Genomic DNA, 26819 nt, shown 5'->3' with positions numbered 1-26819 from the left:
GAAACGTCAAGAGGCCAGCCTGGCGGCTCGGCCGGAGGGCCGCGGCGCAGCCGGTGCGGCGAGCAAGCGTTCGCTGCGGGCAGGCCAATCGGCGTCGGCCCACACCACGCTGGCCGGCAGACGTCGCCAATATTCGGGATGGTGGCGCAGATAGATATCGACGCTGGTGTGCACCAGCGCGCCGTCGGAAGGTATGCGGGACAGTCGAACCCCGGCGAGCCACGTCATCGCCGGGGGTCGACGGCTTGGGGTGAGCACATCGAGTTCGGTAGGGGAGGGCACTTCATCGCCCGCGCCCGCCCGCAGACGCAAGCCGGCCCGCCGCGCGCCGTCGAGCATCCATTCCAAGGTGATGCGCCCGAGGCCGCGGTGGGCGCCTGCCCCCATCACATCGGCGTGCGTGCCGCGAAACCAGACTTCCTCGATCCGCTCGGCGGCCGCTTGTGACAGCAGATATTCGCCGGTGGGCACGCGGTGCTCATCGAGTGCGACGGCATGGCGCCCTTCGGTGACGTTGTCCATCGGGTCGGTATCGCGATGTTGGCCCGATAACCGTTGCACACCAGGAATTTTCGCGGTGTCCCACAATCCGAGGTAGTGAACTCCGACGGCGGTGGCGCCGATCAGCTCACCCGCCAGCCGGCCCAGCCGCGCCCAATCCTGGGGCGTGCGGTGAGTATGGGGCAGGACCCAGTGTGCGAGTGCGTATTCGAGGAGATCGCTGTCGGCAGGCAGTACGCCGGCAGTATTGAGCAGCCGGGTCAGGGCGCGTGCGCAGTACGCACCGCACCCGGCGCCGAAGATGAAGATCCGGTCGTCGGGCTCGTACCGGTCCACCAGGAACAGGTATGCCTCGGTCAGATTGCTTCTGGGGCGATCGCCGGCGCCGGACGGTTCGGTCACGCCGCAGTGATACCAAGTCAGTTGCTCGGCGGGCTCGTCCTCAAGCAGGTCGAACAGGGCGCGAACGTTGGTCCCGGCCGCCGACCCGGCCCGCTCATGATCGAAGCACAACACGATGTTCTTCATGCTCACCACGCTTACCGAGGGGTACTGCAACGTCGCGCGTACCCGACTACTCGATTGCTACTGGAACGGCACCGTGATGCCGGGGCCGATGGTGTCGCCGTGCAGTTCGATGCCGTCGGGCACGGTACCGGGCGGGACGTCGTAGACGATGGTCGCGTTGATCTTGTCGCCAGGGGCAAGCTCTTCGTAGGGGCTGCCCAGGTAAAACGTCGCTTCCGGATCCGACTCGTAGGCGGTGCCCGCGGAAAGCAGCTTTTGCAGGTTGGCCACATAGGTGGCCGGTTGAGTGCCGGTGTTGGTGACCTCCATCGTGACGATGATGAACTCGCCCTGCGCCTCTTTGGTCAGGTACTCATTGTTCGGGCTCGTCACCGAGGTGGCCGAATCCACGGCGGTGATCAGGAAGGTGATATCCGGGGTGACGCCATCCTCGGGAACTGGTACCGGCTCGGTTGTCGGAGCGGCAGAAGAGGTTTCGGATTTGGTGGCGGTGCTTGTCGCGGTGGTCGACGTAGTGCTCGTCGCCGGCGAACCGAGTTGAATCGTGTTCGAGTCGGGGGTGGCTGTCAGCGCCCACACCGCGGTGGCCACGACTAAGACCAGCCCGACGCCGACCCCGATGCTGTACTGCTTGATCAGCGTCGAACGGGCATCCTCGGGAGGGTCAGGTGCGTACGGCGGGGGCTCGAAAATCGGTGCCGCAACGGTCGCCGGCGCGGGTTCAGGTTCGGGCTCGGCGGTCACCCCGGGTGGGGCAGAGGAGGGAGCATGGTTCTCGGTCCACCGGCTGCCGTCCCAGAAACGTTGTCCCCCAGAGCCGTCCGGGTCCGGATACCGCCCGGCCGGTGTGTTCGACGTCGTCATGACAGGCCCTCCCCAGGCGTCGCTCAGCAAATGCCAAGCATCGCGAAGATATCCCAGGTCAGGCCGTCCCGCAGGACATCAGCGCACTGTCTGCGTCGACGCGTGAATTCGGCAACCTACTCACCCGGCGTGGGGGAGTTTCAGCCACCCATCAAGGTGCGCCACTGGTCGAGATTGGAGGCGCGGTAGACGTAGTTGGTCTGCTTGACGTTCTCCAACGGGGCACTCGGCTCGGCCGAATACCAGTGCCCGGGAAACACCGTCGGATCGCCGGGCAGTTTGGAGAGCTGCTGCAAGCTGCGGAACATCTCGTCGACATTGCCGCCGGGGAAGTCGGTCCGCCCGCAGCCCTCCAGGAAAAGAGTGTCGCCGGCGACCAGGCGGCCGTCGAGCAGGAAGCACTGGCTGCCCGGCGTGTGCCCGGGGGTGTGCAGCAGTTCGATGTCGATATCGCCGACGGCGACCTTATCGCCGTGCTCGTGGGCGGTCAGGTCTGTGCGGGGGATACCGGTGATGCGTGACACCCATTCGGCTTCGTGAGTGTTGACGTGCACCGGAACACTGACGCGCTCGAGTAGTTCGGCCAGGCCCTTGAGTTCGAAACCCATCATCGAGCCGCCGATGTGGTCGGGGTGGTGATGGGTGACCAGCACGCCGGACAACGTCATACCGTCGCCCTCGAGCGCGTCCAGCAGATCGCCCGCGGCGTACGCGGGGTCGACGACGACGCACTGCTTGGTCTCGCGGTCGCCGATCAGATAGGCGAAGTTACGCATCTGCTGGGCGATCATGTCCCCCGCCGCGAAATCGCGACCGGAAAGCAGCTGCCGGAAGTAGAGGCGGTCGGGGGAGCTGGCCATGCGCACAGCGTAGGGCGGCCCCGTCGGGACCACTAACTGCAGGTACAAAAACCGCACGTCATCGGGTATTTAACGTCACAGCGACAAAAGGCGCACGCTTGATGCGCAATTAACTAACGTGCTCGGTATGCAGCTGACGCGGTTCACCGATCTGGGTCTGCGGGCGATGATGCTGCTTTCGGCCGGGGAGTTGGGGGAGCGTCGGGTCACCACCCGCACCATCGCCGTTGCCGCAGGCGCTTCGGAGCATCACATCGCCAAGGCGGTATCGCGGTTGGTCGAGCTGGAGATGGTGCACGCCCGTCGTGGTCGGGTCGGCGGTCTTGAGCTCACCGAGGCGGGCCGGGTGGCGTCCGTCGGCTGGCTGGTCCGGCGACTCGAAGGTGATCGCGAGGTCATCGACTGCCTCGGTGAGCATCCATGTCCGCTGGTTCCGGCCTGCCGGCTGCGCCGGGCACTGGCTGAGGCCAAGGAGGCGTTCTACGCCGAGCTGGATCGCCACACCATCAGTGATTTAGCCGGGGGCGCAGGGCTTCCCGGGGTTCTGCAACTTTCCATCGAGAGGAAAACCCCATGAGTACACCCGAAGCTGTCGCGGTTCGACAAGAACTCGATCCGCAGAACGCCAGCATCGTCACCGCGACGTTGCCGTTGATCGGCGCGCATATCGACGAGATCACCACGGCCTTCTATCGGCGACTGTTCGCCAACCACCCTGATCTGTTGCGCAACCTGTTCAACCGCGGCAATCAGGCCCAAGGTGCACAGCAGCGCGCCCTGGCCGCGTCGATCGCCACCTTCGCCACCCATCTGGTGGATCCGGCGTTGCCGCACCCGGCCGAATTGCTCTCGCGCATCGGGCACAAGCACGCATCGCTGGGGATCACCGCCGATAAGTACCCGATCGTGCACGAGCATCTGTTCGCCGGGATCGTCGAGGTGCTCGGTGCTGACACCGTGACCGATGAGGTGGCCGAGGCATGGGCCCAGGTGTACTGGATCATGGCCGACACGCTGATCGAATTGGAGCGTGGCCTCTACGCCGCTGCCGGTGTCGCCGACGGTGACGTCTATCGCCAGGTGAGGGTGACGTCACGAGTGGACGACCCATCTGGTGTCGTTCTGTTGAGCGTGCCCGGCGATGCCGTGGATCATGCTGGTGGACAATATGTTTCGGTTGGCGTGACGATGCCCGACGGTGCCCGTCAGCTGCGGCAGTACAGCCTCGTCAACGCACCGGGAAGCGGCGAGCTGACCTTCGCGGTCAAACCGGTTCGCGCCGTAGACAACCAGCCCGCCGGTGAGGTGTCCAATTGGATCCTTGCCAACGTCTGGGTGGGCGACCTACTCGATGTCACCATTCCGTTCGGGGACCTGCCCGCCCCGGCCGTCGGGGCTCCGGTGGTGCTCATCTCGGCAGGCATCGGGGTCACCCCGATGATCGGCATCCTCGAGACGTTGGCGGCCGAGGCGCCCGAAACCCAGGTGCGGGTGCTGCACGCCGACCGTGACCAACGCAGCCATCCGCTGCGGGACCGCCAGCACCAAGCGGTGGCGGCGCTGCCCAATGCCACCCTTGAGCTCTGGTACGAAACCGGCGCGGTGGCGGGGGCCCACGCCGGGCTGCTGACCCTGGATCGCGCCGGGCTACCCAACGGGGCCGAGGTCTACGTGTGCGGGAACGACGGCTTCGTGCGGGCTGTTCGCGCACAGCTGAGCGGGCTCGGAATCGACGCATCGCACGTGCACTGCGAGCTTTTCAGCCCCAACGACTGGCTGCTCGGGTAGCGATCCTCGGGCGCTTCGGTGACCAGCGGTTTGGTGCTGAAAAGGCCCAGGCTGTACCCTCTCTAAGGCCCTCGGCTCGGTTTACTCCGGCCGTGGGTATGAGGTAGGCCCCCTTAGCTCAGTCGGTAGAGCGTTTCCATGGTAAGGAAAAGGTCAACGGTTCGATTCCGTTAGGGGGCTCGGTGGACGGGTGCGGCATGCCGGCCCCGTGCCCATCGGGGCGGTGTAGCTCAGCTGGTTAGAGCGCACGACTCATAATCGTGAGGTCGGGAGATCGAGCCTCCCCACCGCTACAAGACAACATTTAGACGTGAAAGAGAGCAACGGACGTGGCCTCAAGTACAGACGTACGGCCCAAGATCACCATGGCCTGCGAGGTGTGCAAGCACCGCAACTACATCACCAAGAAGAACCGCCGCAATGACCCCGATCGGCTGGAACTGAAGAAGTTCTGCCCGAACTGTGGACATCACCAGCCGCACCGTGAGTCGCGTTAAACCTGCAATAGGTGAGGTAGGTCCTGCGGAGGTTCGCTGTGACCGATGAAGGTTTGTCGAGGTTGACTAGGTAGGTTCGAGTCCGTGGCCCTGTCGGAAAAAATTGTCGGGATGCACTATCGCTATCCCGACCATTACGAGGTGGAGCGCGAAAAGGTCCGCGAATACGCCATCGCGGTCAAAAACGATGAAGCGTGGTATCACCAGGAAAGCGCTGCGGCGGATCTGGGTTATTCGTCTCTGCTTGCCCCGCTGACCTTCATCTCCGTGTTCGGCTATGTGGCGCAGCTCGCGTTTTTCGAACACGCGAATATCGGCATCACGGATCGGCAGATTGTCCAGGTCGACCAGGTGTTGATTATCAACGCCCCGATCCAGGCCGGCGACAAGCTCTTCTGCGATGTGTATCTGCACTCGCTTCGGCAGGCCCACGGCACCGACATCATCGTGACGAAGAATGTCATCACCAACCAGGACGGTGAAGTAGTTCAGGAGTCGTACACCACGCTCGCGGGGCGTAGTGAGGAAAACGGAGAGAGTGGCTTCAGCAATGGCACTGCGTGAGTTCAATTCGGTCAAGGTCGGGGACGAGTTGCCGGAGCGGACCATCCCCCTGACCCGTCAGGACCTGGTGAACTACGCCGGGGTGTCCGGCGACCTCAATCCGATCCACTGGGACGACGAGATCGCCAAGCAGGTCGGCCTCGATACCGCTATCGCCCACGGCATGTTGACCATGGGCCTCGGTGGCGGCTACGTCACCGCCTGGGTCGGCGACCCGGGTGCGGTCACGGAGTACAACGTCCGGTTCACCGCTGTGGTGCCGGTGCCCAACGACGGCGTCGGAGCTGAAATCGTCTTCAATGGTCGAGTGAAATCCGTGGAGCCTGAATCGAAGACCGTGGTGATCGCGATTTCCGCCACCACGGGCGGCAAAAAGATCTTCGGTAGAGCTGTCGCTACCGCGAAGCTGGCCTGAGGTGCCACTCAAGGCCGACATCCTCGGAATGGTTCACGAGTATCCCGACTATTTCGAGGTCGGTCGTGAAACCGTGCGCCAGTTCGCGCGAGCGATCAAGGCCAATGACCCCGCTTCATTCGACGAGGCAGCTGCGGCCGAACTCGGCCATGACGCGCTCATCGCACCACTGACCTTCGCCTCCATCCTTGCGCTGCAGGTTCAGAAGGACTTCTTCATGAACGTCGACGTCGGCGTGGAAACCATGCAGATCGTCCAGGTCGATCAGAAGTTCTTCTTCCACCGACCGATCAAGGTTGGTGACAAGCTCACCGCCTGGCTGGAGGTGACGTCGGTCGATCAGCGGTTCGGCGCCGACATCGTCACCACGCACAACATGTGCCGCACCCCCGAAGGGGAGCTGGTGATGGAAGCCTGGACCACCCTGATGGGTCACGAGGGTGATAACTCGATCTCGGCGAAGTGGGATCCGGAGACCGGTCAGGTCACCAGGACCGCGGCAACGGATTAGTAGTTCCCAGTTACCCCGATGTACACTCGGACCTCGGGATTTCTCCCTGAACAAGCGCGCTATCCGGCGGTCGCGTCTGACCGATCGGAGAGCGCGTAAGTTTTGTGAAGAGATGCTGGAGAGAAGGCGCAGGTTGGCCTGCCAACCGCCGCGGCAGTATCGAAGGGGCGTAGCTCAACTGGCAGAGCAGCGGTCTCCAAAACCGCAGGTTGCAGGTTCAAGTCCTGTCGCCCCTGCTCAACTGAATATTTTTAGGTGGTGGACACTGGAGAGTGTGAACCACGCCGAGACAAGGGTAGGACGAACGTGAGCGACGAGCGCGACAGTGCCGACGCCTCAGGCGACGGCACCGAGGACAGCGGGACACGCGGCCAGACGGCTGTCGTGACGCCGCAGCGTCCGACAGGCAAGCGGACGCGTCAGCGGGCGCTGACCGACGGCGACGATGCCACGGATACCGAAGTCATCGCGGTCGAAGACAGCGCAGGCAAGAACGGTTCGGGTAGCAAGGCCAAGACGGCGAAGAAATCGTCAGATGGTCCGTCCCGCAACCCGGTCCTGTTCGTCATCACATATCTCAAGCAGGTCATCGGCGAACTGCGGAAGGTCATCTGGCCTAACCGCAAGCAGATGGTCAGCTACACCTCCGTCGTGCTGGTGTTCCTGGTCTTCATGGTGGCGCTGATCAGTGGTGTCGACCTTGGCTGGGCCAGGCTCGTACTGCTGGTCTTCGGCTAAGCCGCCGGCAACCAGCCACCGACGTATAACGCAAGAGAGGACTGACAACCGTGACTAGCTTCGAGGGCGAGACGCCCGCGGGTGAGTCGGTCGACGTGATCGACGAGACCGCCGAAGCAGTGGAAGCCGAAGCGACAGACATCGCTGCGGTCGACGAGGGGCCCGGCGACATCGCCGACGAAGAAGACGTGGACCCCGCGACCGCGCTGAAGGCTGAGCTGCGCGCCAAGCCAGGCGATTGGTATGTCATCCACTCCTATGCCGGCTACGAGAATAAGGTGAAAGCCAACCTCGAAACCCGTGTGCAGAACCTCGATGTCGGCGACTACATCTTCCAGGTGGAAGTCCCGACCGAGGAAGTGACCGAGATCAAGAACGGCCAGCGCAAGCAGGTCAACCGCAAGGTGCTGCCCGGTTACATCTTGGTCCGGATGGATCTGACCGATGATTCCTGGGCGGCGGTGCGTAACACCCCCGGTGTCACCGGATTCGTGGGCGCCACGTCGCGCCCCACCTCGCTGTCGCTCAATGACGTGGTGAAGTTCCTGCTGCCCCAGGGCCAGCCGAAGAAGCCTGCCAAGAGCACCTCCGGTGGCGGAGCTTCCGAGGTCAACATGGAGCGTCCGGAAATCCTCGTCGACTTCGAGGTCGGCGAGTCCGTCACCGTTATGGACGGCCCGTTCGCCACGTTGCCCGCGTCGATCAGCGAGGTCAACGCCGAGCAGCAGAAGCTCAAGGTGCTCGTGTCCATCTTCGGTCGCGAAACACCCGTTGAATTGACCTTCACCCAGGTCTCGAAGATCTAAGACCCCTCAAGAACAAGAACAAGAACAGGAAACCGAACACCTCATGGCCCCGAAGAAGAAAAAGGTCACCGGGCTGATCAAGCTGCAGATCCAGGCCGGAGCGGCTAACCCCGCGCCGCCGGTTGGTCCCGCGCTCGGTCAGCACGGCGTCAACATCATGGAATTCTGCAAGGCGTACAACGCCGCGACCGAGTCGCAGCGCGGAAACGTCATCCCCGTGGAGATCACTGTCTACGAGGACCGCACCTTCACCTTCGTGCTGAAGACGCCGCCGGCTGCCCGGCTGCTGCTGAAGGCCGCAGGCGTGGCGAAGGGTTCCGGCGAGCCGCACAAGACCAAGGTCGCCACGGTTACGTGGGATCAGGTCCGCGAGATCGCCGAGACCAAGAAGGACGACCTCAACGCCAACGACATCGACCAGGCCGCGAAGATCATCGCCGGTACTGCTCGGTCGATGGGGATCACGGTCAAGTAGTCCAAGAGTGAGGAGGCGGGGCGAAGAATGAGCCCCAGTCGACGAACTCGCAGGACGAATTGACCAAACAGCACGGTCAAGTAGTTACACCCGGCCTTCGGGCCGGTGGCTGAAGAAAGCGTGGGAGAGCTGGCATCGGCTCGCCAACCACAACCAACGAAACTGATTGGAAGATTCATGAGCAAGACAAGCAAGGCATACCGCGAAGCCGCCGAGAAGGTGGACAAGGACAACCTCTACACCCCGCTGCAGGCCGCCAAGCTGGCCAAGGAGACGTCCTCGAAGAAGCAGGACGCGACCGTCGAGGTGGCTGTCCGCCTCGGTGTCGACCCCCGTAAGGCTGACCAGATGGTGCGCGGCACCGTCAACCTGCCGCACGGCACCGGTAAGACCGCCCGTGTCATCGTCTTCGCCGTGGGCGAGAAGGCCGAAGCGGCCGAAGCTGCCGGCGCCGACGTGGTGGGCAGCGATGACCTGATCGAGCGGATCCAGGGTGGCTGGGTCGATTTTGACGCCGCCATCGCGACCCCCGATCAGATGGCCAAGGTCGGCCGGATCGCCCGCGTGCTGGGCCCCCGTGGCCTGATGCCGAACCCCAAGACCGGCACCGTCACCCCCGATGTCGCGAAGGCTGTCACCGAGATCAAGGGCGGCAAGATCAACTTCCGCGTCGACAAGCAGGCCAACCTGCACTTCGTGATCGGCAAGGCATCGTTCGACGAAGCCAAGCTGGCCGAGAACTACGGCGCTGCCCTGGACGAGATCCTGCGCGCCAAGCCGTCGAGCTCCAAGGGCCGGTATCTGAAGAAGATCACCGTCTCGACCACCACGGGCCCGGGTATCCCGGTCGACCCCGCGGTCACCAGGAACTTCACCGAAGAGGTCTAGTAACCCCTGTCTGAGGCCCCTGCACGCGCGCGTGCGGGGGTTTCGGCGTGTGTGGGGGGTGTTTGTTGGCTTTAACCCCCACACTCCACGATCCGGCGCCGCAGAAAATCGCGTCCGGGCACAGAACCGTTGAGCTCTAGGGCAACCCGGTACCACTGCACTGCCTCGGCGGGGCGACCCGCGCGTCGCAGCAGATCTGCCCGCACCGACGGCACCAGGTTCGATCGGGCCAGCCGGGGGTCGGCAGCGACGCTCTCCAATGCCGCCAATCCGGCGTCGGGTCCATCGCGGAAGCCGATCGCCAAGGCGCGGTTGGCGCGCACCACCGGCGATTCCGTCATCGAGAGCAGCCGGTCGTATGCCGCGCAGATCGTCACCCAATCTGTCTGATCCCAGGACGTCGCTGTCGCGTGCATCGCCGCGATGACGGCTTGCGGCAGGTATGGCCCCGGCGACCCCTCTGCCAACCGCAACCGGTCCAGCCCGCGATTGATTCGGGCCCGGTCCCAGCGGCTACGGTCCTGTTCGTCCAGAGCAACCAGCGCACCGCAGCGGTCGACGCGGGTTGATCGTCGCGAATCATGAAGCAGGATTAGGGCAGTCAATGCCTGGGCGTCCAGTTCCTTCGGCATCAGCGTGCACAATTCGGCGGCGAGCCGACCGCCCTCGTCGCAGAGTTCATCGCGGATCGCCGATGGACCCGCGGTGGACCAGTAGCCCTCGGTGAACACCGAATAGATGCAGGCAAGGACATGTGGTGTGCGCTCGGGCAGCAGCTCCGCAGGTGGCACTCGCAGCGGAATGTTGGCGTGGCGGATCTTGTGTTTGGCCCTGGTGATGCGTTGTCCGATCGCGACGTCGGTCTGCAGCAGGGCCCTGGCGATCTCGGCCACTGTCAGGCCCGAGACCAGCCGCAGTGTCAGAGCCAGCTGCGATGACGGGTCCAGTGCGGGATGGGCGCAGGTGAACATCATCCGCAGCTCGTCATCGGGTACCGGGTGTGGCTCGCTACCCTCGGTGCGCGCCATGATTTCTCCGATATTGCCCGACACCGATTCGAATTCTTTGGCAGGTCTTAGGGATTCGCGACGAAGTCGGTCCCTGGCGCGGTTGCGGGCGACGGTGACGATCCAACCGCCTGGGCGGTCGGGCATCCCGTCGCGTGGCCAGGTCCGTAGCGCCTCACTGCAGGCCTCCTGGACAGCATCTTCGGCGACGGTGAGGTCACCGCACCAACGTGCGAGCGCAGCGACTGCCGGTCCCCACTCGCGTCGAAAGATGCTGTCCAGGTTGGCCATTCGTGCAAAGACTACAGCCCGGAGATCCCGGCCAGCTGGCGCAATCCAACGGCGGAAGCCGGGATCATCGACGCGATCTTGACCACCTCGTCCTGATCAGTCGCGCTCAACAGGTAGAAACCGTTGGCGACTTCGGCGCCCTCGACGAACGGACCGTCGGTGAACACCGCTTCCCCATTGCGGACCTTTACTGTCGTCGCGGTTGACGGGGGATGCAGCGGTGCCCCGCCTTTGATGTGGTCACCTGCGGCCTGGCCGAAGGCCATGTGCTCTTGGACGCTGGCCTGCCATTCGGGACTGCCCGGGGTATTGGTCTGATCGGCCGGTTCGAGGAGCAGGGCAATCCAGTTGGTGCCGGCGAGGGGCTCGCTGGGTGCTGTCCAGTGCACCATCGGCCAAACCTCGACGGCACCGTAACCCGCGGCGGGGATGCCCTTAGCCAAGGTCAGGGCCTCGTCGAGATTTTCGGCTTCGAACACGTAATAACCGCCGGCGACTTCGGCCCCTTCGGCGAAGGGGCCGTCGGTGACGGCCGGGTGGTCAGGTCCGCCGGAGATTCGTTTCCCGGTCGCGGAAGGTGCCAGTGCGTCGCCGGCGCGGATCGCCCCAGCGGCCGCCGCGTGGAAGTTCTGGTAAGCGGCCATCTCGGCGGCCTGCTCCTGAGGCGAGGCAGGCTCGGTCCGTTCGGGGCTCAGCAGCAGTGCGAAGTAATGCATCGTGGTGTCCTTAAGGTCAGCGAGCGAAACCCTGTATTCCACTCTCTACCTGTCCGACGAACGCCGCCGCCACAATCCGACAGGTCTAGGACGCGGTCGGATCCAGCGGCACCTGGACCGTGGCGAGCAGCGCGCGATGGTCGGAACCCGGGACGTCCACCGTCCGGATCGAGGAGGCGGCGGCGTTTCTGGTCAGCACGTGATCGATGGTGATGAACGGCGGCAGGAAGGTGTTGGACGGAAACGTCGGCGCGAAGCCCGCGCCAATCTGATCGACCGCGTCGCGGTAGCCATCGGTGAGCAGATCGCGAAACTGGCGCATGTCCGGCGTGCTGTTGAAATCGCCCCCGACGATCACCGCGGCCGGGTCCACGATCGCGGCGTAGTCGTCGAAGGCCGCTTTTGCGTCGGCGATCCCAATTCGCCAGGCGCCAAACGAATTTTCATCGTGCGCGACCGGTGACATGGCGTGCACGCTGGCGATGAGTGGGTCGAACCTGACGTCGGGCACCTCCAGACGCACTGCGGCGATGGTGGCGATTCGATACTGCGTCACATTGGTCAATGGATACCGGCTCCACAGGCCGATTCCTCCAGCGCCGGGACGGGGGACGAGCAGGGAGTGCGGAAATGCGTCGTCGATGCCGGCTCGTGAGAAGAGGTCGACTGCCTCTGCGGTCAGCTCGGACACGGTGATCACGTCCGCGCTGCCCTTGGCCAACTCGACGAAAGCCGTCGCGTCCGTCTGACCCTTGCGGAGATTCGATGAAAGCAGGCGGATATCGACATGTTCGCCGACGTCGGTCGGTGAGCCGAGGTAATACCACTGCACCTGGACGGCCACGGCTACTGCTGTTATCAACGCAGCCACAATGGAGAGCCGAACACGGCGGGCCAGTATCAGGATTGCCGTTCCTAGCAGCGCCACTAACGTCGTATATGGCGACCCGACTGCGACGAGCAGGGCGGGCAGGTTCGTCAGCGGTCGGGCTCGTATCACCAGACTGAGCACTGTGAAGAGCAGTGCAACGATCGCCAGCACCATCCATGGTCGACGGCGGCGCGTGCCGGACCGAGAGGGCATGTGCTGCCTGTGCGCCTGCAAGCCGCCAAGCTATCAGTAAGAGGGAGATGTCGCCGCGTGGCTCCGCTTCGGACCCGCGACGACTGTGCTAAATAACAAAATTGGGCGAGACCTGGCCAATTTGGCACACTGCACCTATGACTCCGACCAAACACCGCGAAGCGGCCAAGCTCGATCGGGTGCCGTTGCCGATCGAGGCGGCCCGCGTCGGCGTGACGGGTTGGCAACTCACCCGCACCAGCGCACGCTTCCTTCGAAAGCTGACCAAACCGGGATCGCTGCAGGGCAAGTTCATCTCAGAGATCCCCCAGACCTTCGCCGACCTGGGTCCCACCTACGTCAAATTCGGCCAGATCATCGCGTCCAGCCCGGCGCTTTCGGCGAGCCGCTGTCCCGCGAATTCCGCAGCCTGCTCGACTCGGTACCGCCCGCAGACCCCGGCGAAGTGCACAAACTGTTCAAGCAGGAGCTCGGCGACGAACCATCGAACCTGTTCAAGAGCTTCGACGAGACGCCGATTGCGTCGGCATCGATCGCGCAGGTGCATTTCGCGACGCTGCACAGTGGCGAAGAGGTGGTCGTCAAGATTCAGCGCCCCGGCATCCGTCGCCGCATCGCCGCTGATCTGCAGATCTTGAGACGGTTCGCCCAGGTGGTGGAGCTGGCCAAGCTGGGCCGGCGGCTCTCTGCCCAGGATGTGGTCGCCGATTTCAGCGATAACCTCGCCGAGGAGCTGGACTTCCGCCTGGAAGCACAGTCGATGGATGCCTGGATCTCCCATTTGCAGGGCTCTCCGCTGGGCAAGAACATCCGGGTTCCGCAGGTGCACTGGAACTTCACCAGTGAGCGCGTGTTGACGATGGAACGCGTCTCCGGCGTGCGCATCGATGATGTCGCCGCCATCCGCAAGGCCGGTTTCGACGGCACCGAGCTGGTCAAAGCGTTGTTGTTCAGCGTTTTCGAGGGCGGGCTCAAACACGGTCTGTTCCACGGCGACCTGCACGCAGGCAACCTGTTCGTCGACGATCAGGGCCGCATCGTGTTCCTGGACTTCGGGATCATGGGCCGCATCGACCCGCGCACCCGCTGGCTGCTGCGCGAACTGGTGTACGCGCTGCTGGTCAAGAAGGATCACGCCGCCGCGGGCAAGATCGTCGTCCTGATGGGTGCGGTCGGCACCACCAAGCCCGAGGCCGAAGCCGCCAAGGACCTGGAGGCCTTCGCCACTCCGCTGACCCTGTCCACGCTCGGCGACATGTCCTACGCCGATATCGGTAAACAACTCTCGACGCTGGCAGAGGCCTATGACGTCAAACTGCCGCGGGAACTGGTGCTCATCGGTAAGCAGTTCCTCTACGTGGAGCGCTACATGAAACTGCTCGCGCCGCGCTGGCAGATGATGTCGGACCCGCAACTGACGGGCTACTTCGCCAACTTCATGGTCGATGTCAGCCGCGAGCATCAAAGTGCTTCGGACACAAACGAACTAGAGGTCTAGGTGGACGTCAGAAGCGGTTACGCAAAATCGGGCGATCTGGATATCTACTACGAGGAGATGGGCGACCCCGGCGACCCGACGGTCCTGCTCATCATGGGGCTTGGCGCGCAACTTCTGTTGTGGCGCAACGGTTTCTGCGAGAAGCTGGTCGAAAAGGGGCTGCGCGTCATCCGGTTCGACAATCGCGATGTCGGGTTGTCGAGCAAGCTGGAGGGTCAGCGGGTGGCCGGCTCGCAGTATCCGCGAATGGTGCGCTCTTTCCTCGGCTTTCGCAGTCCGTCGGTGTACACGCTCGAAGATATGGCCGACGACGCCGCCGCGGTGCTCGACGCGTTGGAGATTAACCGCGCGCATATCGTCGGCGGATCGATGGGCGGGATGATCGCCCAGGTTTTCGCTGCCCGTCACGCCGCCCGCACGCTGTCGCTGGGGGTGATCTTCTCCAGCAACAACCAGCCCGCGTTGCCGCCGCCGGCGCCGCGGGCGCTGTTCTCCGTGATCAAGGGTCCGCCGCCGGGTTCACCCCGCGAAGCCATCATCGACAACGCGGTACGCGTCACCAGGATCATCGGCAGCCCGGCCTACCCGGCGCCAGAGGAGCGGATCCGGGCCGAGGCGGCCGAAGGTTACGACCGCAGCTACTACCCCGTCGGTATCGCCAGGCAATTTGGGGCGATCATGGGCAGCGGCAGCCTGCGGCACTATGACCGGATGATCACCGCGCCCACCGTGGTCATTCACGGCCTGGCCGACAAACTGATGCGGCCTCTCGGCGGGCGGGCGATCGCCACGTCCATCCGTCGCGCCCGGTTCGTGCTGTTCCCGGGTATGGGCCATGAGCTGCCCGAACCACTGTGGGATCAGATCATCGACCAATTGCACGTCACCTTCAACGAGGGCCTGAACAGGTCTGACGTGCTCGATTCGGCTGGTTGATCGCCCATCGGATAATATTTTTGGCGACATGCATCAGGTCGGACCATTGATGCGTCTCGGGGAACGTGTCGTCCGCCTTTGAACTATCAGGAAGGCGGTAAACGCCATGCCCAAAAACTTAGAGCCGCATTTCGAAGATGTTCAGGCCCATTACGACCTATCCGACGAGTTCTTCGCTTTGTTCCTGGACCCTTCGCAGACCTATAGCTGCGCCTACTTCGAGCGCGACGATATGACGCTCGAAGAAGCCCAGCTCGCCAAGATCGATCTGGCGCTGGGGAAGCTGGGCCTGCACCCCGGTATGACCCTGCTCGACGTCGGCTGCGGCTGGGGCGCGACCATGCGCCGGGCCGTGGAGAAGTACGACGTCAACGTCATCGGATTGACGCTGAGCAAGAACCAGGCCGGCCACGTGCAGCAGAAGTTCGATGAGATGGACAGCCCCCGCACCAGGCGGGTGCTGCTGCAGGGCTGGGAGCAGTTCGACGAGCCCGTCGACCGCATCGTGTCGATCGGCGCGTTCGAGCACTTCGGGCACGACCGCTATCAAGATTTCTTCAAGATGGCCTACAACTCACTACCCGCCGATGGCGTGATGCTGCTGCACACGATCGTCGGTTTCAACCCGGTGCACGCCAAGGAACTGGGCATCCCGGTCACATTCGAATTGGCCCGGTTCGTCAAATTCATCATGACCGAGATCTTCCCGGGCGGGCGCTTGCCCTCGGTGCCGATGGTCGAGGAGCGTGCCGCCGAAGGCGGGTTCACCCTCACCCGGACTCAGCACCTGCAGCCGCACTACGCCAGGACCCTCGATACCTGGTCTGCCGCTCTGGAGGCGCACAAAGACGAGGCCATCGCGATCCAGTCCGAAGAGGTCTACGAGCGCTACATGAAGTACCTGACCGGCTGCGCGAAGATGTTCCGGCAAGGCCAAGTCGACGTTTGCCAGTTCACGCTGGAGAAGTAGAAACAGTTTCATCCCCGCGTCGCCGGGCATTCACGATGTTCAGACCGTTAGCATCGTTCCAAGTCGAAAGTATGGCATCCGTCACAACGCGGAGCGCATACCCGCCGGGGAGTATCAGGAAAGGCAATACACGCAGATGGCCGAACAATCCACCGATTTGCGACCGCATTTCGAGGACATCCAGGCGCACTATGACCTGTCGGACGATTTTTTCGGCGTCTTCCAGGATCCGACGCGCAAATACAGCTGCGCCTTCTTCACCGGTCCCGACGTCACGCTGTCAGAGGCCCAGATCGCTAACGTCGATCAGCATCTTGACAGCCTGGACCTCAAGCCGGGTATGACGCTTCTGGAAGTGGGCTGCGGCTGGGGGCTGACACTGCGGCGCGCCATGGAGAAGTACGACGTCAATGTCATCGGTTTGACGTTGAGCAAGAACCAGCAGGCCTACTGCACCCAACTGCTCGACGGCATCGGCTCCGAGCGCACCCACGACGTGCGCCTTGAGGGCTGGGAGCAGTTCCACAGCCCCGTTGACCGCATCGTGTCGATCGAGGCCTTCGAGCACTTCGGCTTCGAACGCTACGACGAGTTCTTCAAGACCTGTTTCGATATCCTGCCCGACGACGGTCGGATGACCATCCAGAGCAGTGTCGGCTACCACCCGTACGACATGGCCGAGCGGGGCAAGAAGCTGACATTTGAGATGGCCCGGTTCATCAAATTCATGGTCACCGAGATCTTCCCCGGTGGACGTATCCCGACCACCAAGATGATGATCGAGCACGGGGAGAAGGCCGGTTTCACCGTGCCCGAAGCCTTGTCACTGCGTAACCACTACATCAAGACGCTGGGCATCTGGGCCAGCCGCCTCGAACAGCACAAAGACGAGGCGATCGCGGCCACTGACGAAGAGAACTACAACCGCTATATGAAGTACTTGCAGGGTTGTCAGTTCTACTTCATCGACGAAACCATCGACGTCAGTCTGGTGACCTACCTGAAGCCGGGTGCGGTCACGTAGGCCGCCCCCAGGTCCGAAGATGCCTCCGTCGCGCGCAAGCGGGCGGGGGCTTTTTCGTGGCAGCGCTCCCCCACTGTCGGATTGTGGCGGCGGCGTGCGGTCAACGATGAGATCTCGCCCGTTGAACAACAGCCGGATCCGGGGCAGAGCTGACGCACCGAAATGAGTGTTGAACAGAACTTCGCGGTATCGGGGCCTATTCCTGTGGACAAGGCAGCTGAAGCGGCGTGGCAAACGGTATGGGATAGGTGCGTGTGCGCCCCGCCGCTAGACAGAGACGTGGAGGGTGAACGATCAGCCGGCCATCGTTGTGAAACTGATGACCTTCGCCGAATACCAGCGGCCCCACCAGTTTGCGGGTCCTTCGCCGACACCTGTCCATCGACAGCGGGTTGGCTCAACCTCAAGGACACGCACAGGAATTTTGGGGGACAGCGTCTAGCAAGTTGAGGGTATGAGGACCGCCGCTCGCGGCGGGTGATTTACTTCTGGTAACTAAAGTACCTGTTCAGCCCCCGGATGCCGCGTCGGTCGAGTATCCGCAGTTTGTGACCCTGGTGACGTCAGTTAACTCGCGGGTAGCCCTCTGACGAGGGACAAGCGCACCACTCGCGCACTTGTCGCAAATGTTCGCGTTACGCAACTGCAAATGAGCGGCGGTTCGACGACTCGGACAGGTCGCCAGCAACATGATCGCAACTAAGCTCACCGGTGGTGTTGGTGGCGGCCAACTTTTGGTTACCGGACTACAAAGCACCTGGCAAGAGCACCGTTTCGTGTTGACAGGACCTGTGAAGTCTGAGATTCTGTTCTCAATTCACAGGGGAATTTCAGCAACACCTGCAGGAACGAACACCACTAACCCACTCAAGGGGGGGACATGTCCACCATCGCCACTAAGTTTTCTACGGCCAAGCTCCAGGTCGGCACTGCCGCGGTAGCGACAGTCCTGGCCGCCGCCACGCTTACGCCGGTTGTCGCGCAAGCCGCGCCGTCGGTGAGCTTCGCTCCTGTCACGCAGGCACTGGGCAGCTCTTTCGATGAAATCTTGCCCTACGTCGGGTCGTCGGCGCCTGGAGACGTCTCCACAGCTGCAGCGGTGACTGATTTCCAGCCGTTTGCGATCATCGACGGTGTCGTCAAGTTCTTCGCGACCATCGTCTACGACACGCTTACCTTCATCGGCGACACGATCATCGCTGTCGCCAACGGAGTCGCACGGTTCTTCCAGGTTGGCCCCTACGCCGTCTAAGGACGCAGCTAGTCAGTAGTTCCGTCCGACGCAACACCGTCTGTCGCTAGTCCGTACGGCGCGATTCGTCAAATGACGAGTCGCGCCGTTTCGGATTTAGCGCTGTTGTGGATGACCGTCACCTACGGGCTATTCCACACCCGAGCACGGGAATCCTTCATTTGAGTATTTTCTCTCGACGTCAGTTCAGCGATGAACCGAGTGGCGACGATGACAATGTAATTGTGATTGAGGACGACGGCGATAAGCCTCATTGGTTCAGGCGTCGCAGCGTCGCTTGGGGCGCGGTTGTCGTTCTGGCTATCGTCGTGGCATTTAGTTGTTGGCTCGGGTTCCGGGCACAGGCCGCGAAATCAGGTCTCGAGCAAGCGCGTCACAGTGCTCAACAGGCCAAAGACGCACTGCTGCAAGGAAATACCGGAGATGCGTCACGATTTGCAATCGAAGCGCAGACTCATGCGCAGTCAGCCCGCGATGCAACGCACTCTCTGCCGTGGACCATCGCTTCGTCCGTGCCGTGGATAGGGAGCCCATTCAAGACGGGCCAACAGATCGCGGACGTGGTGCTCGGTCTGACCGCCGATGTGTTGAAGCCCGCCACGGATGCGGGCACTACTGTGGCGCCGAATCAACTGCTCGCCGACGGCCGGCTGGACGTCGTGGCCCTCCGGAAGGAAGAGCCGGCATTGAGCAAGCTGGCGGCAGATGCTGCCCGTATCAACGCCGACGCCGAAGGGATTGCGGATCCGCGCTTCATCCCCGCCCTCGGCGAGGCGCGAACCCAACTTCAAGCGCAGACGGCGGACATCGCAAAACTGCTGGGGAATACCGCCCTTGCTGCGCGCCTGGCACCTTCGATGATGGGGGCCGACGGCCCGCGGACCTACTTCATGGGTTTCCAGACCAATGCGGAAGCTCGCGGCACCGGGGGGCTGCTGGGCGGGTTCGGGATTCTTCATTTCGACAATGGCAGTCCAACCATGGACGCGTTGGGGCCTAACACTGAGCTCGACAAGCAGTTCGCACCGATCGATCTCGGCCCTGAGTTCGCGACGCAGTATGGATTCACCAATCCGACAACGGACTGGAAGAACAGCAATCAAAGCTCGCACTTTCCTTATACCGCTCAAATCTGGAAGTCGATGTGGGCGCAGCAATCGGGAATGAACGTCGACGGGGTGATTGCCATCGATCCAGTCGCGTTGAGCTATGTACTTGACGCGTTGGGCCCGGTAAAGATGCCAGACGGCGAAGTGGTTACCAACGACAATGTCGTTGAGCTGACCGAGTCGACCGCTTATGTGCGTTTTCCTGATGATCAGCCGGCGCGCAAGCGATATCTTCAAGACATCGCTGCTGAAGTGGTGAAGAAGGTGTCCGGACCGGTGCCGTCACCGCGTAAGTTGCTCGACGCATTGGGGCGGGCAGTCAGCGAACGCCGAATCGCGGTGTGGAGCGCGAACCCCGCCGACCAGGCACTGCTTGAGCAAACTCCACTCGCCCACGTGATTCCGGATGATCCGGCGCCGTATGCAGAGGTCGTTGTCAATAACCTTGGCGGCAACAAGATGGACTATTACCTCGATCGACAAATCGAATATGTTGCCGACGGTTGCGACGGTGAGACTCGGATGTCGACTGTGACAGTCCGGCTGACCAACACAGTAGGCGATGTGACGCCCCTGCCAGAATACGTTGCCGGGAAGATGGGTTTTACGTCCAAATCAGCGCTCAACGTTCCGAAGGGGACCATGTTGACTTCGGTTCGTCTTCTCGCCACTCAGGGCGCGAAGTTGGTCAGCACCCTTTCAAACGGGCAGAAGGTCCCGGTGTTCGAAGAGACGGAACGTGGCCACCCCAGCTATGTGGTGCAGGTAGCTATACCGCCAGGCAAGTCAGGCGAATTAACGTTCCGACTGTCTGAGCCGACGGCTCCGGGGGCGGCCCGTGTCCCTGTTCAGCCGCTAGTCGACTTGGTCACACCTAAGGTTTCGGTTCCTCAGTGTCCAGGGTGAGCGCACGGAAGTGCACCGCACAGTAGATGTTTGCTGGGGCAGTTGCGGTTGGGCTGCGGGGAGGTTGCTGAGGGTATAGGCTCGAAGCTCGTCACTTCGACTCACGGAGCGCGGGCTGTTGGATAATCAGCGGTGGAGGAGTTGCGTTGAATCTGCAGGACTTCGTAAAACTGTTGCGTACGCGGTGGATCACCGTGTGCGTGACGGTCTTGGTCGCGGTGCTGGGGGCAGTGGCGGTCAGTTTGCTAACGACTCCGCTTTACCAGGCTTCGACGAGGCTCTTCGTGGCGACTGCCGCCGGTTCCTCGTTGTCGGATGTCTATCAGGGCAACCGCCTATCACAGGAGCGGGTGCTGTCCTACTCTGAGCTCCTCATGGGCGAGACGGTTGCCCAACGCACTGTCGACAAGCTCAACCTTGATATGAGCGCGCAGGCCCTGCGTGCCAATGTCAAGGCGAGCGCAAAGCCCGATACTGTCTTGATTGACGTAGCGGTGCTTGATGCATCGCCGGTGCGAGCGCGTGACATCGCCAATACTCTGTCTGACGAATTTGTCGTCACAGTGCGCGAACTGGAGACGCCAGAGGACGGCGCGACTCCCGATGCGCGAGTTATTGTCGAGCAGAGAGCGTCCATTCCCAGTCATCCTGTCGTGCCACAAACGACGCGCAATATTGCTATCGGATTAGCGCTGGGCCTACTGCTGGGTATCGGCCTGGCGGTACTGCGTGACGTGCTCGATAGTACGATTAAAGACCGAACTGACCTTGAAGGAATTACCGGCGCCGGCGTCGTCGGCAACATTCCCCTGGACAAGGAACGTCGCAAGCACGCAGCGATTGCGTTTGAGAGCGAGAATTCCTCTATCGCGGAAGCGTTCCGCAAACTGCGTACGAACTTGCAATTCCTCGCGGTGGACAACCCGCCACGCGTAATTGTCGTCACCAGTTCGACTCCCAGCGAGGGCAAGTCGACGACATCCATTAATATCGCGCTGGCGTTGGCAGAGGCCGAGCACAATGTCGTGTTGGTCGATGGTGATATGCGCCGGCCGATGCTGCACAAGTACCTGGAGTTGATCGGGCAAGTGGGCTTCAGCACGGTGCTCAGCGGTCAGGCATCTCTCGACGAGGCGCTGCAGAAGACTCGTTTTCCCGGGTTGACCGTTCTCACGTCGGGCGCCATCCCGCCGAACCCGAGCGAATTACTGGGGTCGCAGTCAGCGAAGAATCTGCTGTCGGAAATGCGGTCGAAGTTCGACTACGTAATCGTCGACTCGTCGCCGCTGCTTGCAGTGACTGACGCGGCTGTCTTGGCGGCCCATTCGGATGGTGTGCTCGTTATAGCGCGGTTCGGACAGACCAAGCGTGATCAGCTCGCGCATGCTGTGACGAATCTCGAGGGCGTTGATGCCAAGGTCCTCGGCGCCGTATTCACCATGACACCTACGCGCGGCAACACGGGGTACTACAGCTACAGCTACTACGGCGACGATGCCAAGATGACTTCACCTGACTCGTCGTCATCGGCAACGGTCAGTACGCCACTCAATGCCGATGCGCCAAAGGTGAGCAGCGCCAAAAATGAAAAATGACGGGTCTGATGGTGTTTCTAGCTTGCCCGTTGTAGGCGTTTTGGAGCGCCGGGGAACCGCAGGCACCCCGCTGAACAGCGGATGCGCGCCGTCATGGCCTCCGGTATCGTCATGGTCGGAATAGCCTTCTGGGCCATGTGATTTCGCAAAACATTGACGGTAGGCAGTCGACCGACGTGGGGGCAGGTCTGACAGAATGAGTGAAATCATGCCGCAACGCAGGGTGTCAGCTGTTATCCGCGCCCTGAACGAGGGTAAACACATTGGCCGATTGCTCAAAGGATTTGAGCAGCAAACGGTGAAACTCGATGAAATCATACTGGTTGACTCCGGTTCCACCGACGACACAGTCGCGATCGCCGAGGCGGGCGGGTGCACCGTCGTGCACATCGACAAGAGCGAGTTCTCGTTCGGGCGGGCTCTGAACAGGGGCTGCGCTGCGGCCACCGGCGACATCCTGTTGTTTGCCTCGGCGCATGTCTACCCAGTTTATGACACCTACGTTGAGCATATCGTCAATGCGTTCGACCGAGACCGCGTTGCCATCGCCTACGGGCGTCAGGTCGGTGACGAGCGCACAAAGTTCTCCGAGGCGCGCGTGATGCTGAAATGGTTCCCCACCGAGAATATTTGGGATCAGGGCCATCCCTTCAGTAACAATGCCAACGCTGCGGTGCTGAAGTCGGTCTGGGAAGACTGGCCGTATGACGAGACTCTGACAGGTCTAGAGGACCTCGAGTTCGCTAAGCGGGCAATCGACAAGGGGCATAAAATCGCGTACGTCGCAGACGCGCCGGTGGTCCACGTTCATGAAGAAACCTGGAACGTCACTCGTAACAGGTATCGGCGGGAAGCGATCGCCTATGCACGGATTGTCGAAGGTTCGGAGATGTCACTGCCAAGGGCCGTGGGTCTGGCGGTATCGAACATCGCGGGCGACTACGTCGACGCGGCGAAGGCTGGCCGCTTGCGTACCAATGTCCTCGGCATTCCGCTGTTTCGGTTCGCTCAGTTCATCGGTGCGTGGGAGGGCTTTCGGGCGCCTGACCATGTGTCATCACGGCTTCTGGAACGGTTCTACTATCCCGCCCATTCGCAGGGAAGTGACCTGCCGCCGGCTCCAGGCCGCAAGATCCTATATTCCGATGACATTTCTATGAATCATCTGTAGAGAGCAATGACCAACACTGTCGCCATTGTGCCTATGCGCCACAACAGTGAGCGCGTCCGAGGCAAAAACTATCGACCGTTAGCCGGTATCCCGCTATATCACCACGTCGTTCGGATGCTGACTTCGGTGCGCGAGATCGACCAGGTGGTGATCGATACAGATAGTGACTTCATCATTGATGACTGCGCCGAGCACTTCCCTGGCGTCCAGGTGCTGCTTAGGCCCGAGCACCTGCGTGATGGCGCCATCGCCATGAACGATGTGCTGCTGAATACCCTCGCTCAGGTCGACGCAGACATCGCGCTGCAGACGCACTCGACCAACCCGTTCCTTAAAGCCGAAACGGTCTCGTCCGCGTTGAAGCTGTTCACGGAGCCAGGTAGCGAGTTCGACTCTGTCTTCAGCGTCACCCGCTTGCAAGCCCGCCTCTGGGACGGCGATTGCCGCGCGGTCAACCACGATCCGGCAGTCTTGCTGCGCACCCAGGACCTAGCACCGCTTTACATCGAGAACTCGTGCTTCTTTATCTTCACTCCTGATGTCCTCCGGCAGCGCGGAAACCGGATCGGCGACCGTCCGCTGATGGTCGAGATGGCGCCCCTTGAGGCCGTCGACATCGACACCGAGGCGGACTTCGCGATGGCGGCCGCCATCGCCGAGAGTAATGAGATCAGTACGTGACGAAGCCACTGATTCTCGTGACGTGCAGGCAGATGCAGGTCGAACTACCCAAACACCGCGAACGCATCGAGAGCCTAGGCTACGAGGTCGTAGCGCCGGATCTCGCTGGGCGCCAACAGTTTAGCGCTGCCGAGCTGCTCGAATACGGTGCGCGCCTGGTGGGAATCATCGCTGGCGACGATGAGCTCGACAGTGAATTCTTCGGCGGCACGCCGGAACTCAAGACGGTCATCCGCTGGGGGATCGGAATGGACTCAGTCGACCACGAAGCCGCCCGAGCGCATGGTGTGACCGTCCGCAACACCCCTGGTGTCTTCGGCTACGAAGTCGCCGATTCAGCTTTCGGATACATACTGAACCTTGTCAGAGGATATATCGCGGTGGATTCCGCTGTCCGCCGCGGGGAGTGGCCCAAGGTGGAGGGGATAACACTTGCCGGCGCGCGGCTAGGCATCGTCGGCTTTGGTGCCATCGGTCGTGCTATCGCCAAGCGGGGCCGCGGTTTTGATATGGACGTCGTCGCATTCGACCCTTTCGTCCACACCGCACCGGCGGGCGCCTCGATGGTCGATCTCGACACTCTCCTGTCGACGAGCCGCTTCATCGTGCTGGCCTGTCCGCTGACGTCCGATACTTTCCACCTGATCAACGCCGACCGTCTGGCTGTGGTGCGTCAAGACGCCTATCTGGTGAACGTGGCGAGGGGGCCGGTCGTCGTGGAGGCGGACCTGGTCGACGCACTCAAGAACGGGCAACTCGCCGGAGCCGCGCTCGACGTGTTCGAGGTAGAGCCTCTGCCGATGGGCAGCGAGCTTCGGGTGTTGGCAAATGTCGTGCTGGGCGCGCACAACGCGTCGAACACCCGCGAGGGCGTGGTGCGGGCCAGTAACACTGCCGTCGATTTCCTCATCGAGGAGCTTGCAAGGTGACCCGTGCGGTCATCGTGACCGGGGCGGCTGGGGGGCTCGGCGCAGCGTTGTGCCAACGCATGCGCAAAGACGGGTACCTCGCAATCGGGATCGACCAAAACGTCGCAGTCGACGCCGACGTGGACCTCAGAGTCGACCTGCGCGATTCCGAACGCCTCATCGAACTGGGGCGGGAGCTGGCCCGGGACTACGAGCTGAAGGCCATCGTGCACAACGGTGCGGTGCAACCACTCGCAGGGGCAGGGGAGACGTCGCTCGCCGATTGGTCAGATGCTTTGCGCGTCAACGTTATTGCCGTTGACGCGCTGGTAGCGGGCACCCGAGAGAGTTTGGCGGCGAACGACGGGTCAGTGGTCGTCGTCGGAAGCGTGCATGGGCGAGCTACAACGGGCGGCATCACGGCGTACGCCACCACGAAGGCGGCATTGGAAGGGTGGGTACGTTCCGCCGCACTAGACCTGGGCCCCGATATCCGGGTTAACGCTCTCGTCCCTGGCGCCATCGACACCGCGAAGCTCCGGGAAGGGTTCGCGCGCTGGGGCGAGGAGTCGGCCGAAGAGCGCAAAGCAGTCCTACGCCAGCGCACCGCATTGCGTCGGATCGGAGACCCTGAGGACGTCGCCGGCCCGGTGTCGTTCCTGATCGGGGACGACGCCCGCTTCATCACTGGTGCGGTTCTCGTCGTCGACGGTGGGGCTACTGCGCGTCTGGGCTCGGAATGATTGATAACTCATGGCTGAACCAGTAGAGCAACCCGATATCGCACTTCCTCGGGCGCGCTAGCCGTGGCTCGACTCGGAACAACCGGACGCGCAGCGGCCACCTACGTCTCGCTAGCGGCGCTGCAACGTGGCATTTCGCTGCTGATCCTGCCCTTCGTGACACATGTGATGTCACCTGTCGAGTACGGGGCTGCGTCGATGCTGTCGGCAGCGTCGCTGTTCCTTACCGCCGTTGTCGCCGCACCGCTGATTCAGCTGATAGTCCGGGCGGCTGCCCGCGGCGAAGAAAATGGTCCGGCCATACTCCGCACGGCCGGCACCTATTGCTACGTGGTGCTGCCAATTGCTATCGCGCTGGTGGCGTGCGCGGTCGCACTGTTTGTCCCCACGCTGCTCGGCGTATCGGGATATATCTGGAGTATTGAGCTTTTAGCAATCGGATTTCAACCTGCGAGCTCCACATTCGCGATGTGGGTGGCCCAAGCAAGGGCGGATCTGCCCAAATTCGTTTGGCTCTCGGCAACTTCGATATTCGTGACGGCGGCCTCGAAGGTGGTACTTGTCGTCGTATTGCAGATGGGCGTGCTTGGCTGGGTCCTTTCCGATCTGATTACTGCAGTTTTCTCGGCGGTCCTGGCGATCGTTCTTGTCCGTCTACCGCGGGCACAGACAGATTCCAGTCACCTTCGGTACCTTGTGAAATTCACCTTGCCGCTAGTTCCGCATGCTGCGTCACTGTGGGCTCTGACGTCCCTGAGCCGACCTGCGATGGCTGCGGTGTCCTCGCTTGAGCAGGTAGGTCTACTTTCTTTTGGATTGAACCTCGCGTCGGTCGCGATTCTGATCCTCTCGGAGGCCAACCGGGCAGCTCTTCCGCATTATTCGCGTGAGACTTTGCCGGCTCCGACCCATGAGACGCGCGGGGCTGTCACGTGGCAAGTGATGGCCGCATTTCTCGTGCCTGCAATCGTGGGCGTCGGGGTGGCAGTCGCGGGTCGATTGCTCTTCGCTGAGGCGTACTGGCCGTCATTCCTCCTGACGGGAATCCTCCTTGTTGGCCAAGCCGCGTATGGTCTGTACCTCATACCGATGAACTATCTGACCCAAACTGCTGGACTTCCTAAATTCAGTGCGGTGGCATCCGGTGCCGGCGCCACCGTGATTCTGGTGGGCATATTGGTAGTGGGCCGGCGATTCGGCGCTGTCGGGGTTTCTTACGTCACAGTCGCGGGGTACCTGACCATGGCGATCGTCGCGCTGACCCTAGTATTTATGCATAAGGTAGACATCGCGTGGAGATCATGGCTAGCAAACTGGCCGGAGACGCTCCTCGCCACCGCAGCGCTCGCCTGCAGTGTCGCGGCACTTGCGTCTCGGGGGGGCTCCCCGCTCTACTGGGCATTCGTCTGCGGATGCCTGGTCTCGGGTGTGGGAGCGGCGGCCTTGGCCGCGCGCCGAAAAGCCCACTGACGCTATACGGGCGGGATCTTCAC

Annotated in this window: 27 protein-coding genes, 3 tRNA genes and 1 pseudogene; 25 read left to right on the top strand and 6 right to left on the bottom strand. The window is 62.2% G+C overall.

The window, feature by feature from the left end; all coding sequences use genetic code 11:
- Positions 1 to 6: 6 nt before the first annotated feature.
- From ADBZ9O_RS28180 to ADBZ9O_RS28170, 3 genes are all read right to left on the bottom strand, one after another.
- A complete protein-coding gene (locus tag ADBZ9O_RS28180; RefSeq protein ID WP_526526528.1) occupies positions 7 to 1029 on the bottom strand; it encodes a phospholipase effector Tle1 domain-containing protein in 1023 nt (340 codons plus the stop codon).
- Positions 1030 to 1086: 57 nt separating this feature from the next.
- On the bottom strand, positions 1087 to 1893 hold the full coding sequence (locus tag ADBZ9O_RS28175) for a DUF4352 domain-containing protein (protein ID WP_526526527.1): 807 nt from the start codon (positions 1891 to 1893) through the stop codon (positions 1087 to 1089).
- 140 nt (positions 1894 to 2033) lie between these two features.
- Positions 2034 to 2753, bottom strand: a complete 720-nt coding sequence (locus ADBZ9O_RS28170; protein WP_526526526.1) for an MBL fold metallo-hydrolase — start codon at positions 2751 to 2753, stop codon at positions 2034 to 2036.
- Between the two features lie 127 nt (positions 2754 to 2880).
- Between ADBZ9O_RS28170 and ADBZ9O_RS28165 the strand changes: the two genes are divergently transcribed.
- The 13 genes from ADBZ9O_RS28165 to rplA all read left to right on the top strand — a co-directional run bounded on the left by ADBZ9O_RS28165 (position 2881) and on the right by rplA (position 9435).
- On the top strand, positions 2881 to 3330 hold the full coding sequence (locus tag ADBZ9O_RS28165; RefSeq protein ID WP_526526525.1) for an RrF2 family transcriptional regulator: 450 nt from the start codon (positions 2881 to 2883) through the stop codon (positions 3328 to 3330).
- Positions 3327 to 4541, top strand: a complete 1215-nt coding sequence (locus ADBZ9O_RS28160) for a globin domain-containing protein (RefSeq protein WP_526526523.1) — start codon at positions 3327 to 3329, stop codon at positions 4539 to 4541. Before ADBZ9O_RS28165 ends, ADBZ9O_RS28160 begins: the two co-directional genes overlap by 4 nt.
- A 107-nt stretch (positions 4542 to 4648) precedes the next feature.
- Positions 4649 to 4721: transfer RNA gene (locus tag ADBZ9O_RS28155), tRNA-Thr, on the top strand.
- A gap of 39 nt (positions 4722 to 4760) precedes the next feature.
- Positions 4761 to 4834 (top strand) — tRNA-Met (locus ADBZ9O_RS28150).
- Between the two features lie 36 nt (positions 4835 to 4870).
- Complete coding sequence (rpmG, locus tag ADBZ9O_RS28145; protein ID WP_526526522.1) at positions 4871 to 5038, top strand: 50S ribosomal protein L33; 168 nt, start codon at positions 4871 to 4873, stop codon at positions 5036 to 5038.
- Between the two features lie 84 nt (positions 5039 to 5122).
- Positions 5123 to 5602: a (3R)-hydroxyacyl-ACP dehydratase subunit HadA gene (hadA, locus tag ADBZ9O_RS28140; protein ID WP_526526520.1), complete on the top strand. Its 480-nt coding sequence runs from the start codon at positions 5123 to 5125 to the stop codon at positions 5600 to 5602.
- Positions 5589 to 6017, top strand: a complete 429-nt coding sequence (gene hadB, locus ADBZ9O_RS28135; protein ID WP_526533590.1) for a (3R)-hydroxyacyl-ACP dehydratase subunit HadB — start codon at positions 5589 to 5591, stop codon at positions 6015 to 6017. Before hadA ends, hadB begins: the two co-directional genes overlap by 14 nt.
- Position 6018: 1 nt before the next feature.
- Positions 6019 to 6528, top strand: a complete 510-nt coding sequence (gene hadC / locus ADBZ9O_RS28130) for a (3R)-hydroxyacyl-ACP dehydratase subunit HadC (protein WP_526526519.1) — start codon at positions 6019 to 6021, stop codon at positions 6526 to 6528.
- 163 nt (positions 6529 to 6691) lie between these two features.
- Positions 6692 to 6764 (top strand) — tRNA-Trp (locus tag ADBZ9O_RS28125).
- 70 nt (positions 6765 to 6834) lie between these two features.
- A complete protein-coding gene (gene secE / locus ADBZ9O_RS28120) occupies positions 6835 to 7266 on the top strand; it encodes a preprotein translocase subunit SecE (protein WP_526526517.1) in 432 nt (143 codons plus the stop codon).
- A gap of 50 nt (positions 7267 to 7316) precedes the next feature.
- Positions 7317 to 8072 (top strand): transcription termination/antitermination protein NusG, encoded by a 756-nt coding sequence (nusG, locus tag ADBZ9O_RS28115; protein WP_526526515.1) that lies wholly within the window; start codon positions 7317 to 7319, stop codon positions 8070 to 8072.
- Positions 8073 to 8115: 43 nt separating this feature from the next.
- A complete protein-coding gene (rplK, locus tag ADBZ9O_RS28110) occupies positions 8116 to 8547 on the top strand; it encodes a 50S ribosomal protein L11 (RefSeq protein WP_526526514.1) in 432 nt (143 codons plus the stop codon).
- Between the two features lie 177 nt (positions 8548 to 8724).
- A complete protein-coding gene (gene rplA, locus ADBZ9O_RS28105) occupies positions 8725 to 9435 on the top strand; it encodes a 50S ribosomal protein L1 (protein WP_526526513.1) in 711 nt (236 codons plus the stop codon).
- A 71-nt stretch (positions 9436 to 9506) separates the two neighbouring features.
- Here the strand turns inward: rplA and ADBZ9O_RS28100 are convergent, their stop codons facing one another.
- The 3 genes from ADBZ9O_RS28100 to ADBZ9O_RS28090 form a co-directional block, all read right to left on the bottom strand.
- Entirely contained in the window at positions 9507 to 10733 is a 1227-nt protein-coding gene (locus ADBZ9O_RS28100; protein ID WP_526526512.1) for an RNA polymerase sigma factor, read from the bottom strand.
- Between the two features lie 11 nt (positions 10734 to 10744).
- Positions 10745 to 11449 carry a YciI family protein gene (locus tag ADBZ9O_RS28095; protein WP_526526510.1) on the bottom strand — a complete coding sequence of 235 codons (705 nt, stop codon included), beginning with the start codon at positions 11447 to 11449 and terminating at the stop codon, positions 10745 to 10747.
- An 85-nt stretch (positions 11450 to 11534) separates the two neighbouring features.
- Positions 11535 to 12533 carry an endonuclease/exonuclease/phosphatase family protein gene (locus ADBZ9O_RS28090; RefSeq protein ID WP_526526508.1) on the bottom strand — a complete coding sequence of 333 codons (999 nt, stop codon included), beginning with the start codon at positions 12531 to 12533 and terminating at the stop codon, positions 11535 to 11537.
- A 137-nt stretch (positions 12534 to 12670) separates the two neighbouring features.
- On the opposite strand from ADBZ9O_RS28090, the pseudogene ADBZ9O_RS28085 reads away from it, so the two are divergent.
- The 12 genes and pseudogenes from ADBZ9O_RS28085 (at position 12671) to ADBZ9O_RS28030 (ending at position 26796) form a co-directional block, all read left to right on the top strand.
- Positions 12671 to 14031, top strand: a pseudogene (locus ADBZ9O_RS28085) (ABC1 kinase family protein).
- Positions 14032 to 14967: an alpha/beta fold hydrolase gene (locus ADBZ9O_RS28080; RefSeq protein ID WP_526526507.1), complete on the top strand. Its 936-nt coding sequence runs from the start codon at positions 14032 to 14034 to the stop codon at positions 14965 to 14967.
- 106 nt (positions 14968 to 15073) lie between these two features.
- Positions 15074 to 15937 carry a cyclopropane mycolic acid synthase family methyltransferase gene (locus tag ADBZ9O_RS28075; protein WP_526526505.1) on the top strand — a complete coding sequence of 288 codons (864 nt, stop codon included), beginning with the start codon at positions 15074 to 15076 and terminating at the stop codon, positions 15935 to 15937.
- Between the two features lie 136 nt (positions 15938 to 16073).
- Positions 16074 to 16961 carry a cyclopropane mycolic acid synthase family methyltransferase gene (locus ADBZ9O_RS28070; protein ID WP_526526503.1) on the top strand — a complete coding sequence of 296 codons (888 nt, stop codon included), beginning with the start codon at positions 16074 to 16076 and terminating at the stop codon, positions 16959 to 16961.
- Between the two features lie 880 nt (positions 16962 to 17841).
- Positions 17842 to 18213: a hypothetical protein gene (locus ADBZ9O_RS28065; RefSeq protein ID WP_526526502.1), complete on the top strand. Its 372-nt coding sequence runs from the start codon at positions 17842 to 17844 to the stop codon at positions 18211 to 18213.
- A 221-nt stretch (positions 18214 to 18434) separates the two neighbouring features.
- On the top strand, positions 18435 to 20228 hold the full coding sequence (locus ADBZ9O_RS28060) for a DUF4012 domain-containing protein (RefSeq protein ID WP_526533588.1): 1794 nt from the start codon (positions 18435 to 18437) through the stop codon (positions 20226 to 20228).
- A 146-nt stretch (positions 20229 to 20374) separates the two neighbouring features.
- Positions 20375 to 21823 (top strand): tyrosine-protein kinase domain-containing protein, encoded by a 1449-nt coding sequence (locus tag ADBZ9O_RS28055; protein WP_526526501.1) that lies wholly within the window; start codon positions 20375 to 20377, stop codon positions 21821 to 21823.
- A gap of 196 nt (positions 21824 to 22019) precedes the next feature.
- Entirely contained in the window at positions 22020 to 22994 is a 975-nt protein-coding gene (locus ADBZ9O_RS28050) for a glycosyltransferase family 2 protein (RefSeq protein WP_526526499.1), read from the top strand.
- Between the two features lie 6 nt (positions 22995 to 23000).
- Positions 23001 to 23675 carry an acylneuraminate cytidylyltransferase family protein gene (locus tag ADBZ9O_RS28045; RefSeq protein ID WP_526526497.1) on the top strand — a complete coding sequence of 225 codons (675 nt, stop codon included), beginning with the start codon at positions 23001 to 23003 and terminating at the stop codon, positions 23673 to 23675.
- Positions 23672 to 24604 (top strand): phosphoglycerate dehydrogenase, encoded by a 933-nt coding sequence (locus tag ADBZ9O_RS28040; protein ID WP_526526496.1) that lies wholly within the window; start codon positions 23672 to 23674, stop codon positions 24602 to 24604. Before ADBZ9O_RS28045 ends, ADBZ9O_RS28040 begins: the two co-directional genes overlap by 4 nt.
- Positions 24601 to 25326 (top strand): SDR family NAD(P)-dependent oxidoreductase, encoded by a 726-nt coding sequence (locus ADBZ9O_RS28035; RefSeq protein WP_526526495.1) that lies wholly within the window; start codon positions 24601 to 24603, stop codon positions 25324 to 25326. Before ADBZ9O_RS28040 ends, ADBZ9O_RS28035 begins: the two co-directional genes overlap by 4 nt.
- Before the next feature lie 156 nt (positions 25327 to 25482).
- Entirely contained in the window at positions 25483 to 26796 is a 1314-nt protein-coding gene (locus tag ADBZ9O_RS28030) for a lipopolysaccharide biosynthesis protein (RefSeq protein WP_526526493.1), read from the top strand.
- Positions 26797 to 26819 lie beyond the last annotated feature (23 nt).

Source organism: Mycobacterium sp. (genome assembly GCF_965229105.1).
Lineage (GTDB): Bacteria > Actinomycetota > Actinomycetes > Mycobacteriales > Mycobacteriaceae > Mycobacterium.
The sequence above is the reverse complement of the archived record's forward strand: the minus strand, read 5'-3'. Positions and strand labels throughout refer to the sequence as shown.